Raw genomic sequence first — 16658 nt, 5'->3', positions numbered from 1 at the left:
CCTTATCTTCAGAATCTTCAGACTTTTATTTCCAAAGACTCGTCCTTGCTCGAATTCTTTCCGTACTGCCTTTTGCTTTTTTATCTTTCATCAATTCCATCCGAATTCATTCAACTCTTTGTACTCATCCTTCTTGTTTTTATGTGATTTCTTCTGAATTTAATAAGATTTTTCTTCTTCTTTGTTTGGTTGATTTGGTTAGAATAAGCCTGTTAAAAAATCTGCTTTTTATGATCTGGACAGGCTGCCTGCAAACTTCGGGTCTGCACAAAGAAAAACTGCCCGTTTTCACTGATAATAAAGACAGAATAAAATCAAGAAATCTTTTAAAGGAGGACTTTTATGAATCGTTTAAATCCATCACGCAACGAAATGTTATCCATGGCGCTGATGTACCTGTTATTTGGCCTTGTCCTGTGCTTCTTTTCCGGCTCCATTCTGACAACCATCGTTCGTGTTCTGGGCATCCTTCTGGTTGTCTACGGCGGCTATAATCTGTATCAGTATTTCGTGATCACAAAATCGACGAATCTCTCACCGATGGTTATCGGAATCCCAGGAATCATCATTGGTCTGATTCTGGCCGTCTGGCCCCATATGCTGATTAACTTTTTCCCAATTGTTGCCGGCGTCCTGTTAACCTTTAACTCCATCACCCAGATTCAGAAATCGCTTGTGCTCAAACGGGCCGGGATTTCCTCCTGGATGCTGAGTATGGTCGCAGCTTTGATCATGTTGTTTATCGGAATCATTCTGATGATCCGTCCGTCAAGTGTCATCAATATGATCATGAGTTTTACCGGAATTGCCCTGATTGCAGAAGCAGTGATTCTGACTGTCCAGGCGTTTATCAAAGCCTGATCAGATTCTGACATTCCTTTTTGGTGACTCTTTTGATGTTCCTGAGTCCATCTCATCTATCCTCTTCTTGTTTGCTGACTCTTTGACCTGGCTGTAGCCAGGTCTTTTTGCATCCTTGGAATTCAACCTTTTCCAGGACAGTCGTTTAAGTTGCTGCTCGATAACTCCACAAGGTAGCTTCCTTTTTCTTTTTTACAAACGACAATCCATTTTTCTTTTTTTTGTGAAAGTATGGGTTTCCTTTTTATTTTATCCGAAATCAGATATTATCGTTTTCGCTGATATCGGATAATCCGATTTCGGATTGTATTGCGATATCGGCTCACTCAGGAGGTTTTTATGCAGCTTAAACTCTCGGAGCACTACAATTATAAAAAACTGCTCCGCTTTACCTTACCAACTATTCTCGGTCTGGTTGTAACATCGATTTACGGAGTCGTCGATGGCTTCTTTCTTTCCAATTTTGCCGGAAAGCTGTCATTTGCGGCCGTAAACTTTATCATGCCCTATACCTTAATTCTGACCAGCCTTGGTTATATGATGGGTTCCGGTTCTTCAGCTCTTATCGCCAAAACAATCGGTCAGAAGCGTCCCGATCAAGCCCGGAAGCTTTTGACGGGACTGTTCGTCGTTTCCCTTATTCTGGGCATTGGAACCAGTCTGGCCGGACGTGCCCTGCTCAATCCAGTTCTGGATCTGATGGGCTGTACGCCCGCGCTTCGCCAGGATGCGTACACCTATGCGCTTATCCTGTTGGCTTTTCTGCCCTGTTCGATGATTCAGATGTACTTTCAGACCATTTTTGTCACCGCTGCACGACCTTTGCATAACTTTGTTATTACTCTTTGCGCAGGCGTGCTGAATATCTTTCTGGACTGGCTGATGGTCGGAACTCTTGGCTGGGGCGCTGCCGGAGCGGCTTGTGCGACAGGTCTTGGACAAAGTCTGGCCGCACTCCTCAGTCTGGTCTTTTTTGTAAAACCAATGGCTGGAAAAGGCGAAAACGCTCTTTATTTCTGTCGTTTTACCATCACTGCCCGTGAAGTGGGATCTGCGATGGTCAATGGCATGTCAGAGTTGTTTACCAATGCCGCAACTTCGATTATTTCCATTTTGTACAACTTTCAGCTGTTACGATTTGCGGGGGAAAATGGAGTAGCGGCCTATGGAACGCTGATGTATGTCTCCATGATCTTCATGGCCGTTTCCATCGGCTACAGTATTGGCGTTTCCCCGCTCGTTTCCTATCAGTATGGTGCTGCCAGCCATCAGGAGCTTTCCAGCCTGCTCAAAAAATCACTGGTCATTCTTCTGATTGGTGCAGTCTCAATGTTTGGTCTGGCGGAATTGCTGGCAGAGCCACTGGCCAGCTTATTTGCGGGATATGATCCAGAATTGATGGATCTGACCATTCAGGCCTTCCGTTGTTGCTCGCCCGTTTTCCTGTTTTCTGGATTTGCGATTTTTGGCTCCAGCTTCTTTACTGCTCTGAACAACGGCCCCGTTTCAGCAGCCATTTCGCTGATTCGAACCCTTGTTTTCCAGATTGGCTTTATTCTGATCTTTCCACTTTTCTGGGGACTGAATGGAGTCTGGTTTTCCATGGTCGCAGCGGAAGCGATGGCCGTTGTGATCACGGCTTTCCTTGTGTATTGTTTCCGCCATCAGTATGGATACTTCAAAACCGGCTGGAATTTTATCCAGAAATTCGCTTTCTGAAAAGCGCTGCCCGCTCTGGAATGATATTAAACAGTTAATATTTGATATGATCAAGAAAACAGGAGGATGACTGTGATGCAGCCGAATTTGCATGCTCTTAATCTTCAAAAAGCCCATCAGGACTTTCTATCTCTCGAATGTCAGGCCTGGGATGTGTATAAAATCTGTCTGAAGTCCATGAACCTTACGGAAAACGAACTCTGGATACTTCTGGAAATTGAAGAGAATCAGACACCTCTTCGGCAGGCTGACATTGCCCGCAATCTTTACCTGCCTGTTCAGACTGTGAACTCCGCCCTCACGAAGCTGACCAGCAAAGGCCTGATTGAGCTGGTCAGTCTGCCCAACAACCGTAAAAGCAAGGGCGTCTGTCTGACCCAAAAAGGAAAAGCTGAATTTCTTCCCTATCTGGCAAAAATCCATGCCGCTGAACAATCTGCGCTGGCAACCTTGAGCGATCAGGAAATTGAAACCATGCTCCAAAGCATTCGCCGCTATGTGACAGCTCTGGAAAAGAATCTGAAAGAACAGTTCCCCGCAGCCTCTTAAAAGAGTGGCTTTCCTCTCTTCTTTTTCTTAGCCCCCTGTCCTTGTTTCTGTTTTTATGATGAATTCAGTCCACCTCAAAGTGGATTCAAGCTTGTCGAAAGGCAGGCTTTTTTAGTGGGCTGGACAGGGCATACAGTAAAAAAAAACCGGAAGGCCATTGAATACTGGCATTCCGGTTCAATCCAAGTGTTTGATTGTCTGTTTTTCGTTTGATGGGATTTCGATTCAGGATTGATCGGCAAGAGGAGTTATTCCTGGGCAAACATTGGTGTCGAAAGATAACGGTCCCCCGTATCTGGCAACAATGCAACGATCAGTTTTCCTTTGTTTTCTGGTTTGGCCGCTAACTGTTTGGCGGCGGCTAAAGCTGCACCAGAGGAAATTCCAGCCAGAATTCCTTCGCTTTGCGCCAGTTCACGGCCCGCCTCATAGGCTTCCTGGTCTGTAATCTTGATGATTTCATCGTACACATGAGTATCCAGCGTATCGGGGATAAAGCCCGCACCAATGCCCTGGATTCCGTGTTTTCCTGGTTGTTCGCCAGAAAGAACAGCAGAAGTTTCAGGTTCTACCGCAACAACTTTTACGTCTGGATTCTTGGCTTTGAGATACTCACCAACACCAGAAATCGTTCCGCCGGTTCCAACACCGGATACAAAGATATCGACTTTACCATCGGTATCTTCCCAGATTTCAGGGCCTGTGGTTGCAAGATGAGCAGCCGGATTGGCCTGGTTCACGAACTGGCCGGCAATACATGCATCGCCCACTTCTTTGGCAATTTCTTCGGATTTCGCAATCGCCCCTTTCATGCCCTGAGCGCCTGGAGTGAGAACCAGCTTGGCGCCATAGGCCTTAAGCAGATTGCGGCGTTCCACGGACATGGTATCTGGCATGACGATGACGACCGGATACCCTTTCAAAGCACCAATAGCAGCCAGGCCAATACCGGTATTGCCTGAAGTCGCTTCGATAATGGTGGTGCCAGGTTTGAGGCGGCCATCCGCTTCGGCGGTTTTAATCATGTTAGCGGCCACACGGTCTTTTACAGAGCCTGCGGGGTTGAATCCTTCGACTTTGACGGCAATGTGTCCGGGCAGATCATATTTCTTTTCAATGTTCTGGACTTCGACCAGCGGGGTTTTTCCTACCAGATCGAGCATACTGGAATGAATAGGCATTTCGTTTCTCCTTTGGGTTCACTTTCCTGTCTTCTGACGGTTTAACAGTTTATGGATCAATAAAAGGACCTAAAACGTATAGATCCACAGCTTTCAAATTGACTGGTCTGCTCTTGAAACAAACGATTGAAAGCCTGAGTTTTCAAGTCTATCCGCTTTGAAATCAAAGGCGGGAGCAGGAAGAACAACACAAAATTTTAAGATGCATAATTTGTCCTCGCTTATGGGACTGAAGATAGCCATCTTTTAGCTGATTGAAAAGTCTCAGGCTCAAACGTTACAGAAAATTGTTTCATTTTATTCTGAAACGAATCATTTTTGTCTGGATCGTATACACGCATCCCTCTATTTTTCTGTTGCATTTTCCGTCTTATCCAGAAAACGTTTCATCACAGACTTTCAAATAGCTCTGCTCAATCCACTATCCCCTGACTACTATCTTTTTGGATTGCTGTCCTAAACTCATTGCTCTAAAATCACTGCTCTAAAATCACTGTCCTCAGATTATTGTCCTCAAATCACTGCTTTCTGAATCGTCATCTACACAAAAACGGCGGCTGTCCCCCATAATGACAGCCGCCGTTTTGCGCCTATGCGATTTGTGATTTTAACCAGGCAAAGATAAATCCATCCAGATTTCCATCCAGTACAGACTGGGCCTGACTGGTTTCGTATCCGGTTCTCGCATCTTTAACCATGGTATATGGATGCAGAACGTAGCTTCGAATCTGGCTGCCCCATTCATTGGCTTTGGTTTCGCCTTTAAGGGCGGCAATCTTCTTTTGCTGCTCCTCGATTTCACGCTGTAACAGTCTGGACTTCAGAATGTTAAGCGCTTCTTCGCGGTTCTGGATCTGGCTGCGGCCAGACTGACAGGTAGCAACAATTCCGGTTGGCTTGTGGACCATACGGATGGCCGAGTCTGTCTTGTTGATATGCTGGCCGCCAGCCCCGGAAGCCCGCTTGGTTTCGACAATCAGATCTTCCGGTTTGATTTCAATTTCAATGTCGTCATTGAACTGCGGCATGACCTCAACGGAGGCAAAGGAGGTATGGCGTCTGGCACCGGCATCAAAGGGAGAAATCCGCACGAGACGGTGAACGCCTTTTTCGCCTTTCAGATAGCCATAGGCCTTCTCGCCTTCAACGAGAATCGTAGCCGACTTAATGCCCGCTTCTTCGCCTTCCTGGAAGTCCAGAACGGTGACTTTAAAGCCCTTGTTCTGGGCATAGCGGGTATACATGCGATAGAGCATGCTGGTCCAGTCGCAGGATTCGGTTCCGCCTGCTCCTGGATGAAACTCGAGAATGGCATTGGAGTTGTCATACTCGCCGGACAGAAGAACTTTCACTTCAAAGTCATCCATTTTTGCGGTCGCTTCTTCAGCTTCCATGGACGCCATTTCCAGTAATTCTTCATCCGGATCGCTTTTCAGAACTTCAGCCGTTTCGGCTAAACCATCAAAGATTTCACGCAGCTCTTTATAGCCGCTGACGATTTCCTTGAGGGAGTTCTGTTTGCGGATGGTATTCTGGGCTTTCTTCTGGTCGCTCCAGAATCCATCTTCCAGCATCTGTTTGTCATAAGCCTGAATCTGTTTTTCTTTTTCAGGCAGGTCAAAGTGACTCACCCAGAGCGTCCAACTTCTCCAGGTGAGTAGACAGAATCTGTTTAAGCTCGAACAGTTCCATTTTTATTCATCCTCGCTTCATGAGCACTTCTGGCTTCTTCCACTTTATTCTGTGGCTTTTCCTGACGGATGCGTACTTTTAACAGGTAAGAAGCAATTTCACGGTCAATCCGGCGGTTCATGTCCTCAAACATGTCGAAACCTTCCTGAACGTACTGCTGCAGCGGGTTATTCTGAGCATAGGAACGCAGATAGATACCATTTCTCAGTTTGTCCATGCGGTCGATATGCTCAACCCAGTTGCGGTCGATGTTGCGTAAAACAACGGTTTTTTCGAATGGCAAGAACTGTGCTTTGGCCAGTTCGATTTCGTGTTCGTAAGCACCCCAGACCTTGTTAAAGATATACTCTTTAAGCTGGTCGTAGGATTTGCCTTCGAGTTCTTCAACGTGAATGGCACGATCACCACTTACCCCAAGAACTTCCAGCGATTTGACAAGACCCGGCAGATCAACTTCCGCTTTACGGCCTTCGGAAAGGTTGGCCTGAATAGCCTGTTCGATGACTTTTTCAAAAATCAGGCGGACCATGTCATGCACATCTTCACTTTCGAGAACTTTGTTGCGCTGATCATAGATGATTTCACGCTGGCGGCGCAGAACATCATCGTAGTCCAGCAGGTTTTTACGCGTATCGAAGTTGAAGCCTTCAACTTTCTTCTGGGCCATGGTGATGGAACGGGTAACCTGTTTGGATTCAATCTGCTCATCACCAAGGGAAGCAAACAGGGATTTCAGCTTGTCCGTACCAAAACGAACCATCAAAGAATCTTCCAGAGAGACATAGAATTTCGAGAATCCTGGGTCACCCTGACGTCCGGAACGACCACGCAGCTGGTTGTCGATGCGGCGGGATTCATGACGTTCAGAACCAAGAACAGCCAGACCGCCTAAGGCGCGGCTTTCCTTGGTCAGCTTAATATCGGTACCACGGCCAGCCATGTTTGTCGCAATCGTAACGGCTTTTGGCCGGCCGGCTTTGGCAACGATTTCGGCTTCTCGTGCATGGTTTTTGGCGTTCAGCACTTCGTGGGGAATGCCTTCGTTAAGCAGCATCTGGTGAATCAGTTCAGAAACTTCTACCGCAATGGTACCAACCAGAACTGGCTGGCCTTTTTCGTAGAGTTCTTTGACTTTGCGAACCAGGGCTTTGTATTTGTCATCTTTTTTTCCGTAGATTTCGTCTGGTAAATCCTGACGGGCAATTGGACGGTTGGTTGGAATGACTACAACACGCATGTTGTAAGTGTTGAGGAATTCTTCCTCTTCAGTTTTCGCAGTACCCGTCATACCGGCCAGTTTTTCATACAGGCGGAAGAAGTTCTGGTAAGTGATTGTAGCCAGCGTGGATGTTTCTTCTTTGATTGGGACACATTCTTTGGCTTCGATGGCCTGATGCAGACCATCAGAGTACGCACGGCCAGGCATTGTACGACCGGTGAACTGGTCAACAATGACGATTTCTTTCTGGTCCGAAACCACATATTCAACGTCCTTCATCATGATGAAGTTGGCTTTTAATGCCTGGTTGAGGTGGTGAACCAGCTGCGTATTTTCCAGATCATACAGGTTTTTCAGGTTGAAGAAGCGTTCTGCTTTTTCAACACCGGAATCTGTCAGCATGACCTGTCTGGTCTTTTCATCGATATCGTAGTCACCGGAAACAATCTTCTGTTCCTTGGACAGTTTATCGTATTCGTATTCTGGTTTTACCAGAGTTTTGACAAAGCGGTCCGCTGCAATATACAGGTTTGCGGTGTCTTTTTTACCACCGGAAATAATCAACGGGGTACGGGATTCATCGATCAGGACAGAGTCGACCTCATCGATAATGGCCATGTACAAACCGCGTAAAACGCGATCATTTACATCCGTTACCATGTTGTCACGCAGATAGTCAAATCCGAGTTCGGAGTTGGTGGTGTACGTTACATCACAGGCATAAACCGCACGTTTTTCAGCCGCAGACAGTTCGCGTTTGTTTACGCCAACCGTCAAGCCTAAGAAACGGTAGATTTCACCCATCCACGCAGCATCTCGACCAGCCAGGTATTCGTTGACGGTGATCACGTGTACGCCTTTTCCCATCAGGGCGTTCAGATATACGGCCATCGTCGCGGTCAGGGTTTTTCCCTCACCGGTCTTCATTTCCGCAATATCACCACGGTGCATTGCCGCAGAACCTTCGATCTGAACTTTATATGGTTTTTCACCGATGACCCGGCTGGCTGCTTCTCTTGCCGTCGCAAAGGCTTCTGGCAAGAGGTCATCCAGGGTTTCGCCTTTTTTAAGGCGTTCCCGGTATTCTTCAGTTTTGTTTCTTAATTGTTCGTCAGTTAAAGCTTTCATCTCATCTTCATGAGCAAGAACCTGATCTGCTGTTTTTTCCAGCCGTTTCAGTTCTCTTGCTTCTTCCGAGAACAGTCCTCCAAAAAGAGCCATTTATTTCTCCTCTCAAGTCAAACTTTAGCAAATTACATTTTAGCATAGGGGATTCAAACACCCCAAAGCAAGCGGTCTCTTCTTCTTCACACTCTGCTCTTGTACCCGTATTTTACACACTTTAACCATTTCTGGACGCTTTTCCACTTTTTTCAGTCCGCTTGCCATTGATTGAAAAAAATAGATATTCAGGCAAAAAAATAATATGAACAAGATGTTTTACCTTAGTAAACTTGTCCATAATATAATAATTTTCACGTAGAGTAAACAAAATCAGGGAAAAACAGCGGCTCTTCCCTGATTTTCAGTTACTTCACTTTTCAAAACGCTGATTCTGTGCTGGATCACATTGTCCAAGGGCTGCCAGAAAAATTTCTCTTTGGCTGTATGCCAACAGAATCAGGGCAGAGTCAGCCAGAAGCCAGACCAAAATCGGCCTGGAAACCGGGCAGGCGTCCGATCAGAATCGATCGGGAAACAGCCCCAGGCCTGCGACCAGAGCCGGCCAGAAAGCCAGCCCAAATCAGACAGGGATATGAACGAAAGCGTCAGCGCTGATTCCCTGCTCCAGAATCTTCGCCGCCCACTTTTTGGCCCCTTCCAGCGAATGATCCCGATAGTTGCCACATTCTTTACGCGCCGTTCCCGGCACTTCTTGCCACGAAGTCTCCAGCGTCTGCTCCAGCGCCTTTTTCAGGGCTCTGGCCGCATCGAGACTCGACAGTTCTCCCCAGACCAGCAGATGGAATCCCGTCCGGCATCCATACGGCGAGCAATCGATATAGCCTTCAATCTGCGGGCGCAGATATTTGGCCAGCAGATGCTCAAGTGTGTGCAGACTGGCTGTATCAATAAACTCTTCATTAGGCTGGCTCAGACGGACATCAAAATTGGAAATTGTGTCCCCTTTGGGTCCGCTTGTCGTATCAATCAGACGGACATAGGGTGCAATGACTGCATCATGATCCAGAGTAAAGCTTTCAATTTCAACCTGTGGTTTTGTTTCCTGTACTTCCATAGTGTCCTTGTTGTCCTCCTTATGGTTCATATTCTGATTTTTTCAAAATGATCTGAGATTGAATCTGATTCAATCCGATTCTATCTGATCCGATCGTTTCTGATTCCCCAATAGCAATCCACGTTCTCAAGCAGCAATCCCGGCCGTTCTCGTTACACTGCTCTGGAAGCCGCTGGAGATGCAGCGTCAGCAGGCTTGACAGCCTCAGCAATAGCCGCTGTTGTTTCCGCCAGGTACTTATCCTTATATTTCATGACGGGTTTTGGCGGATTATCTGCCAGCACGTATTGTTCAACCCATGTTGCTACGCCATCTTTCCAGTTAGAATCCGTAATATAGCTGGCTTTTTCCTTTACGGCCGGCAGGGCATTTGACATGGCAACACCAACTGTTCCTTCGATCATTTCCAAGTCATTGTTATCATTGCCAAAAGCCGCGATCTCATCCAGTTTGATGCCATATTTCTTCGCCACCATGCGCACGCCTTCAAGCTTGCTTAAATGTGGATTGACGAATTCCAGCAAAAACGGTCCCGAGCGGAATACGCGAGCTGACTTGAGTTCATCTTTCCTGCCGCTTTTCAGCCACTTGGAAAGCGTCCAGGGCATGCCGACCGCCATGAATTTATAGGTCCGCTTTTTCAGCTCCTCTATGGGGACGGTCACAAATTCCAGCTCATTGCGCCCGGCCATTGCACTGGTCAGGAAGTTCTTTTTGGTCGAAAGCATCTTCAGTCCTTCGTATTGAGAAAAGGAAAAAGGATATCCTTTGCATACTTCTAAAATTGGAGGAATATCTTCGGCATTCAACGCATAGGCTGCCTGGACTTCATCCGTTGCGGGATCCCAGTACATTGCGCCATTAAAACCCAGAACGAAATCTACATCCTTGTCAATGCCCCAGGTTTTGAGCTTCTTTTGCAGGGCAATGGCCGATCTGCCCGAGCAGACGCCAAACAGAACCCCTTTCTTGCGCATCTCGCGGATGGCCTTCTTATTTCGTTCCGATATTTTCTTTGGATGCTTCAACAATGTCCCATCCAGATCGCAGACAACCATTTTGATTGAACTACCCATTTCTCCATCTCCTTTTCCTCTATTTATTTATTTATTTATTGTTTCCGTGTACCTGTATCTCTATACCCCTGACTTCTCTATGTGCCTGACCTCTCTAAAGGCCAGAATTCAACATCTGTTTTTACCAGCCTGAATTCTATGCACCAGTTTTTCTGTCTGCCTTGCCTGTATTCAGTTATTTTGTCTTTTCCATATATAATGACAAGCCACAACAGTCAAAATCATTTCTCAGCCAGGTTCTGGATAATTTCTTGCGCTTTTTCATAAAACGGCATGAAGGCCGAAGGAACAGCCGCTTCCGTTTCGCACTGGATCATTGGCATGAAGGATGCATCATACTCGGTAATGACAAGCGTGCCCTTCATATTCCAGATCCGGTGCGTAAAAATGTGACTGTATTCACCAAGGGGGAAGGTATCCAGAACCGTTTCAGGCAGATGATCATCAAATTCATACAAACCGGCCAGAAGGCCTTTTGCAGGACGCTTGTGGACCCGGATCATCCACTGGCCTTCGTGTCTGGCCATCCAGATGATGACCTGTTTGTCTTCGCTTTTCTTTTCGACCACTTTGCGGGCGATCGGAAGCTTTTCAGGGTGATCGTGCAAAGCCCCTTTACAAGTGGATTTTAACGGGCAGATGTCACAGCGAGCCGTTTTGGGCTGACACACCCTCGCTCCAAGTTCCATCAAAGCCTGCGTAAAATCCGGCATCTGTTCAGACGCGGGCAGAATCTCCAACAAAAGAGCTTCGAGTTTTTTCTTTTCTTTAGGCTGATTGAAGTCATTTTCCAGCCAGTAATACCGGGAGCATACCCGGATGACATTGCCATCAATGGCCGTGACCCGCTGTCCATAGGCAATCGAAGCAATCGCTCCGGCTGTATAGTCACCAATTCCCGGCAGTTTCTTGAGTTCTGCCTTCGTTGCGGGCAGATGACCATCATATTGTTCCACACACACCTGGGCTGCTTTTTTCAGATTGCGGGCGCGGGAATAATAGCCAAGCCCCTGCCAGAGCTTGAGCAGTTCATCCTCATCGGCGCCAGCCAGATCCGTCAGGGTCGGATAGCGCCCAATAAAGCGCTCATAGTGATCCAGCATCGCTTCAATGCGCGTCTGCTGGGACATAATCTCACTGATCCAGATCTGGTAGGGATCGCGGTTTTTGCGAAACGGCAGGTCGCGTTTTTCTTTGTTATACCATGTTAAAAGTGAATTCTGATCCATAGCCGATAGTATAGCGGACTTACCGCCCTGAAAAAAGCTCATCCCTTTTCAATTCTGATCGAATACAGATGAGAACTCATTGCACTGCTTCAAGCACCAAAATGGTGTATAGCCCCTTATTCGAAACCATCGTAGAGTGAAATCAGAAGGATTTGTCGTTCTGACCAGGCTGATTCAGCATTCAGTTTCTGACCTGAACAATTCATCAAAACCGAAAGCGGCCGGAAAACACCTTTATCAACGTGTTTCCGGCCGCTTTGCTTCTCTGGGAATGCCAGAATCTTCTGTTCAAAAAATACAAGGATCTCAAACTTTATAGCGTTCAAAAATTACAATAGTTTCAGGAAAAAAGTGAATGCTTTTGTCTGGATTGACTGTCCTGTACGAGAACAACGTTTAATCATCTTCATGTCCTTCCAATATGGTTCTCGTTTGATTGACATTTTTTTGCTCAAACTCTATTCAGAGATCTGATCAGTTGCTCTATATGCCCGAAACCATCACACACCTCAAAACTCCAGAAGCTCATACTTCTCTTTGAGGGTATTCAGCTGATGGTCTTTGAGCAGCCCCACTCTTTGAAGTCTGCCGACAATAATTCCGGGGGCAATATCCAGCTGATGGGCAAAGTTAAGAATGCTTTTTTGTGAATAGTCTTCTCTGTCCAGGAACTTTTCAAAATCGACTTCAGAAATCAATGTGTTTTCAGCCCACTGGTCAGCCTTTCTTTCATCGCTTTCTGACGTTCCCTCTGGCTGATGAAGATGCCCAAGAATAATATGGGCCAGTTCATGAAATAAGCTGAACCAGAACTGATCCACATCGCATTCTCTGGTCGTAAGACCTACAATGACTTTATTTCCATCCATAAAAGAAGCCCCCTGCAAAAATGACCCTTGCAAATGAGGTAAAAACACAAGGGCTGCTCCACACTCCAGAAGGAATTCTTTCAGTTGAGGCATAAATTCTTCTGGCTTTTGCGTCGTCATTTTTCTGATCTGAGGAAGAACCGTCGTTATTTTCTTTTCCGCAAATGGTGGTACCTGAAGATCACAAGCCATTTTTTTAGCCTCCTGACTCCACGCCATTAGGGCCAGGTCACTCTTCTCTGTAGTTTTCAATCTTCTGCAGGCGATTTTTGTGATCTGTTCATTTCCTAAAAGAGAAAGCTTAACCACTCCAAAGTACTTTCTTAAGTGAACAACTTTTTCTTTCGTGGTTCTGGCCGGTGCAATCCATCCATGCTGAACCATCTCGTTATAAGGAAACTTTCTTGCAATTACTTCATCCTCATCCATATCATTTTCAGCTTCCACTTTGATGATTTTTTCTCGATAAATCGCTTCAAGATTTAACCAGAACTGAGCTGGTACACCAAGAACCATTTCTAATTTAACTGCCGTTTCTGGTGTAAGCTGGACATCTCCATGGATCAGCTGACTTGTATGCTTTTCGGATAAACCCATTCTTGCCGCAAACTCTTTCTGGCTCATTCCTCTGGTCTCTAACTGCTCTTTAATCGTGGCTCCCGGCGGAATGGCAACGTATGTTCGACTTCGTCTTGTCATCTTAGGCTCCCCCTGACTATCCATGGTAATCAACTACTTCCAGTATATTTGCGACTTGAATCCTTTTTTCTTTCACTTCAAATACCAGTCGGTATTGACAAACCAGATCCACCGCATATTGTCCTCTCCTATTCTGCGAAAGTGGATGACATCTTCCGATTTTAGAAGTCACCATCATCTCCACACTCGCGGCAGACTGAATTTCGTAAATGCGATGGTGGATTTTATCTGCCATTTCATTCCCATAAGTTTTGCTGGCCAGACTCCAGTCTGTGCAAATCTTTTGAATTTTTCGATTCTTGTAGATGATTTCCATGCTGTTCTCCTAACCGAAATTTACCTGTTAGGTAAATTTATCTTAACTGCTAGTTTCTTTTTCGTCAAATACGAAATTTACCTTTCAGGTAAATTTATAGGTTGCGGCAGATGTCTAAAAGCAATCATCAATACGTCTTACCCGGCTTATCTGCAAGCCTTGGGATAATCGATGATTCCTTGCCATAGATCTCTGCCTTGTCTGCCAATTTGTCCTTTTTCTCTGGACCAATGGGCGCCCACGTGGTGGCAGGAACAAACCATCCGAAGCCAATTCAACGGCTGTGGTTCTCCCGCCCTTTCATCTCTATATACGTAAAACAGATACAATGAATGTGTTTTTTCGAAATTTTCGTTTCTTCAGACGAAATGTTTGCATCAAAAGAACTGCCCGTCAGGCTAACTTTCTCCTCCACCACCACAGCCCTTTTTTCGAACCAAGAACAGAGCAGCCCAAACAGGACTCGCCTGCGATTGCTCCTGTTTGATAACTGATCAACTGCTTTCTTTCATCCAATTTCTTTCTTCCCTCATTTCTCTGGCCTGCCTTACCCAATCTAATCTTATTTATCCTTTACTTATCCTGTATCTTCCGAAAAAAGCCCCGGACCCTGACTGGAAATCCAGTCTGGATTCGGGGCAAATATTGTTTACAGATTCAGAAATGAAACGCAAAGACAAAATGGGGATCCATTCAGTCTGTTCTGCAGGCGACAGGCCAAAAATTTAGGCCAGTTCAAAAACCAGAGCCTGCCATGGATGAAGACACACAGTCTTTTCCAAAGATGGTAATTCATCTTCACCGGTTGCAACTACGATCTGTTTGGCATTTTCTGGTACGTTGAAATAATGCTTCTGATCAGAGAAGTTCATCACAAACACAACTTCATGACCATCGTCATGGTAAAGTCTTTCAACAACGATTGGATATTCCACTTTCGCCAGCTGGATACCAGATTCCATCAGGATCTGACGCATGACATCTTTGAGCTTGGCAGAAGTAATCATGGCGGCTAAATACCATGCTGTACCTTTTCCATATTGATTGCGATAGAGAACAGGTTCGGTATCCCCTTTTTCGAAAACCATATCGGTCACGGCTGTAGTTGGATTGATTTCTTCCACAAATGCCCGGGGATCCAGGCCTTCCCGTTCAATTTCCTTCTGGGTTGGACGACAGCCAATGGACGTTTCCAGACCAAAGACATCAGTCATCTTATAAGGACGGGCTTCCATGTACAGTTCGATACGTTCGTTGGCCTGGAAGCTTTTGAAGGTAGCCAGTAAGTGGCCGCCCTGTTCGACGTAAGCACGCAATTTATTTTGGATGGCATCGGTTGTAGAGATGAAAGCCGAAGCAATCAGCAGATCGTATTGGGACAGGTCTTCAACTGTTTCATATTCCGGATCGATCAGTGTGTAAGGAATATTCATTTCGTACAGCACGTCAGCCATCCAGCGCATCATATCGTTGTATGCATTGTAGGTGCGGCTCTGTTCCATCCAGTCATACTGGCTGATCATGTACTGGGATTCTTTGTTCATGAGTAAAGCGACTTTGGCTTTCTTATAGGTTCCAGCAATCACAGGCTGGAGTTTCTTAAAGTCTTTGGAAATTCGTGTGGCTTCATCCAGAATGCGGGTCCACTTACGATCATGGCCTACCAGTCCATCGAGCATGGCTTCTTTGGAGTGGTGGATTGCCGCAAATGGCCAGTACGCAACCATACGAGAACCATTGGCGATGTGGGCAATGGCGTTGAGTTCGAGCTGGCCTGGAAGAGGAGTCGAACCATTTCCAGCCATAGCCTGGGTTTCCAGAATCAGGTATGGTTTTTTCTTGTAGGCATACATCTGATGACCATCGAAGGAAATTTCCTTTCCTGTCAAATCTTCACGAGACGGATGATAGATATCTCCGCCCATGACATCAAAAAGTTTCTGCGCCGAGAACTGGTTGATTTCCGGGTGGATGCCATAGGAATGGTTGGTCCAGCCAAAGTCAAAGTTCTGGGTGACAAACTGATCTGGGCGGCGATATTGATCCACGGCTTCAATCTGCATGGCCCAGAAATCTTCAACCATTTTGCGGCGGAATTTTTCGAATTCATTGAGCAGCTGCGCATTGATCGACCCATTCAGAGCTGGAAAATCGTCCCATGAAGCGATGGCATTACTCCAGTAGTGCAGACCAAAATCACGATTGAACGCATCCAGATCATCCCCATAGCGTTCTTTCAAAGATTCAACGAACGCTTCCTGCAGTTCAGGATTGAACACATTCTGATGGTGCGTTTCGTTATCGATCTGGAAACCGATGACATGATCGTAGTCTTTGACGATCTTCATCATCTCTTCGTCCACTTTACGGACAGCTTCCTGATAAGGTTTGCTGCCTAAATAGAAAGACTGACGATGGCCATATAAAGCAGGGCGGCCATCCGCACCAACTCCCATGATTTCCGGGTGTTTTTTATACAGCCATGCTGGGATAGCATAGGATGGGGTGCCGATAATCACATGCAGACCATTTTTCTTGCTCAGTTCGAGCATATCGACAAGATCTGAGAAATCAAACTTTCCTTCTTCTGGTTCCCACGTGCTCCAGGTACTTTCCGCAATCCGGATGGTATTCAGTCCAGCTTTTTTCATCAGATCAAAATCTCTCTGCATGGCTTCCAGACGCTTCTGGCGATCACGAATGGGCAGATATTCGTAGTAGTAAGCAGATCCGTACAGGATCTCATCTTCATAAATAAAATGAGACATGATGGTCCCTCCAATTCTAAGTCCACTAAAAAAGAGGCACACGCCTCTTTTTGGCGGCGGGAAAAAATGCCTTAAAGCAGTCCCAGCCGCTTATAAAACATGTTTTTTATGCTTAAATCTTCATTCCGTTTCCTGAGTTGGGCACTGATTCAGTCTTAGAGGCATCTTTGGAGTTCTTTTATTGTACTGTTTTGATCACCGTAATCAGTCATCCACTGCCCCACTATCCAGCCTATGAAGT

General features: G+C 46.1%; 12 protein-coding genes. 3 read left to right on the top strand and 9 right to left on the bottom strand.

All coding sequences use genetic code 11. The features are described from left to right. Positions 1 to 342 precede the first annotated feature (342 nt). The 3 genes from U4956_RS09375 to U4956_RS09365 all read left to right on the top strand — a co-directional run bounded on the left by U4956_RS09375 (position 343) and on the right by U4956_RS09365 (position 3129). Complete coding sequence (locus U4956_RS09375) at positions 343 to 861, top strand: DUF308 domain-containing protein (protein WP_323090377.1); 519 nt, start codon at positions 343 to 345, stop codon at positions 859 to 861. Between the two features lie 339 nt (positions 862 to 1200). After that, positions 1201 to 2580 carry an MATE family efflux transporter gene (locus tag U4956_RS09370; RefSeq protein ID WP_323090376.1) on the top strand — a complete coding sequence of 460 codons (1380 nt, stop codon included), beginning with the start codon at positions 1201 to 1203 and terminating at the stop codon, positions 2578 to 2580. Between the two features lie 75 nt (positions 2581 to 2655). After that, positions 2656 to 3129 (top strand): MarR family winged helix-turn-helix transcriptional regulator, encoded by a 474-nt coding sequence (locus U4956_RS09365; RefSeq protein WP_323090375.1) that lies wholly within the window; start codon positions 2656 to 2658, stop codon positions 3127 to 3129. A gap of 248 nt (positions 3130 to 3377) precedes the next feature. Here the strand turns inward: U4956_RS09365 and cysK are convergent, their stop codons facing one another. The 9 genes from cysK to U4956_RS09320 form a co-directional block, all read right to left on the bottom strand. Next, entirely contained in the window at positions 3378 to 4310 is a 933-nt protein-coding gene (gene cysK / locus U4956_RS09360; protein ID WP_323090374.1) for a cysteine synthase A, read from the bottom strand. Positions 4311 to 4900: 590 nt separating this feature from the next. Further along, positions 4901 to 6002 (bottom strand): peptide chain release factor 2 gene (gene prfB, locus U4956_RS09355; protein ID WP_323090372.1). Its coding sequence is split into 2 segments (ribosomal slippage): positions 4901 to 5929 and positions 5931 to 6002, totalling 1101 coding nucleotides; the frame shifts between segments, so codons are not numbered across the junction. After that, positions 5983 to 8442, bottom strand: a complete 2460-nt coding sequence (gene secA, locus U4956_RS09350; protein WP_323090371.1) for a preprotein translocase subunit SecA — start codon at positions 8440 to 8442, stop codon at positions 5983 to 5985. The genes prfB and secA overlap by 20 nt, the downstream gene beginning before the upstream one ends. 523 nt (positions 8443 to 8965) lie before the next feature. Further along, complete coding sequence (locus U4956_RS09345; RefSeq protein WP_323090370.1) at positions 8966 to 9460, bottom strand: S-ribosylhomocysteine lyase; 495 nt, start codon at positions 9458 to 9460, stop codon at positions 8966 to 8968. A gap of 152 nt (positions 9461 to 9612) precedes the next feature. Beyond that, positions 9613 to 10536 (bottom strand): HAD family hydrolase, encoded by a 924-nt coding sequence (locus U4956_RS09340; protein WP_323090368.1) that lies wholly within the window; start codon positions 10534 to 10536, stop codon positions 9613 to 9615. Positions 10537 to 10757: 221 nt separating this feature from the next. Further along, on the bottom strand, positions 10758 to 11807 hold the full coding sequence (mutY, locus tag U4956_RS09335) for an A/G-specific adenine glycosylase (protein ID WP_323090367.1): 1050 nt from the start codon (positions 11805 to 11807) through the stop codon (positions 10758 to 10760). 467 nt (positions 11808 to 12274) lie between these two features. Beyond that, a complete protein-coding gene (locus U4956_RS09330) occupies positions 12275 to 13333 on the bottom strand; it encodes a HigA family addiction module antitoxin (protein ID WP_323090365.1) in 1059 nt (352 codons plus the stop codon). A 16-nt stretch (positions 13334 to 13349) separates the two neighbouring features. After that, the gene (locus U4956_RS09325) at positions 13350 to 13649 is read right to left on the bottom strand and encodes a type II toxin-antitoxin system RelE/ParE family toxin (RefSeq protein ID WP_323090363.1); all 300 of its coding nucleotides are present in this window, start codon (positions 13647 to 13649) and stop codon (positions 13350 to 13352) included. A gap of 725 nt (positions 13650 to 14374) precedes the next feature. Further along, positions 14375 to 16417, bottom strand: a complete 2043-nt coding sequence (locus U4956_RS09320) for a beta-galactosidase (protein WP_323090362.1) — start codon at positions 16415 to 16417, stop codon at positions 14375 to 14377. Between the last annotated feature and the right edge of the window lie 241 nt (positions 16418 to 16658).

The organism is Allobaculum sp. JKK-2023, from assembly GCF_034745455.1.
Classification (GTDB): domain Bacteria; phylum Bacillota_I; class Bacilli_A; order Erysipelotrichales; family Erysipelotrichaceae; genus Allobaculum.
This window is presented reverse-complemented; position numbering and strand designations above follow the sequence as displayed.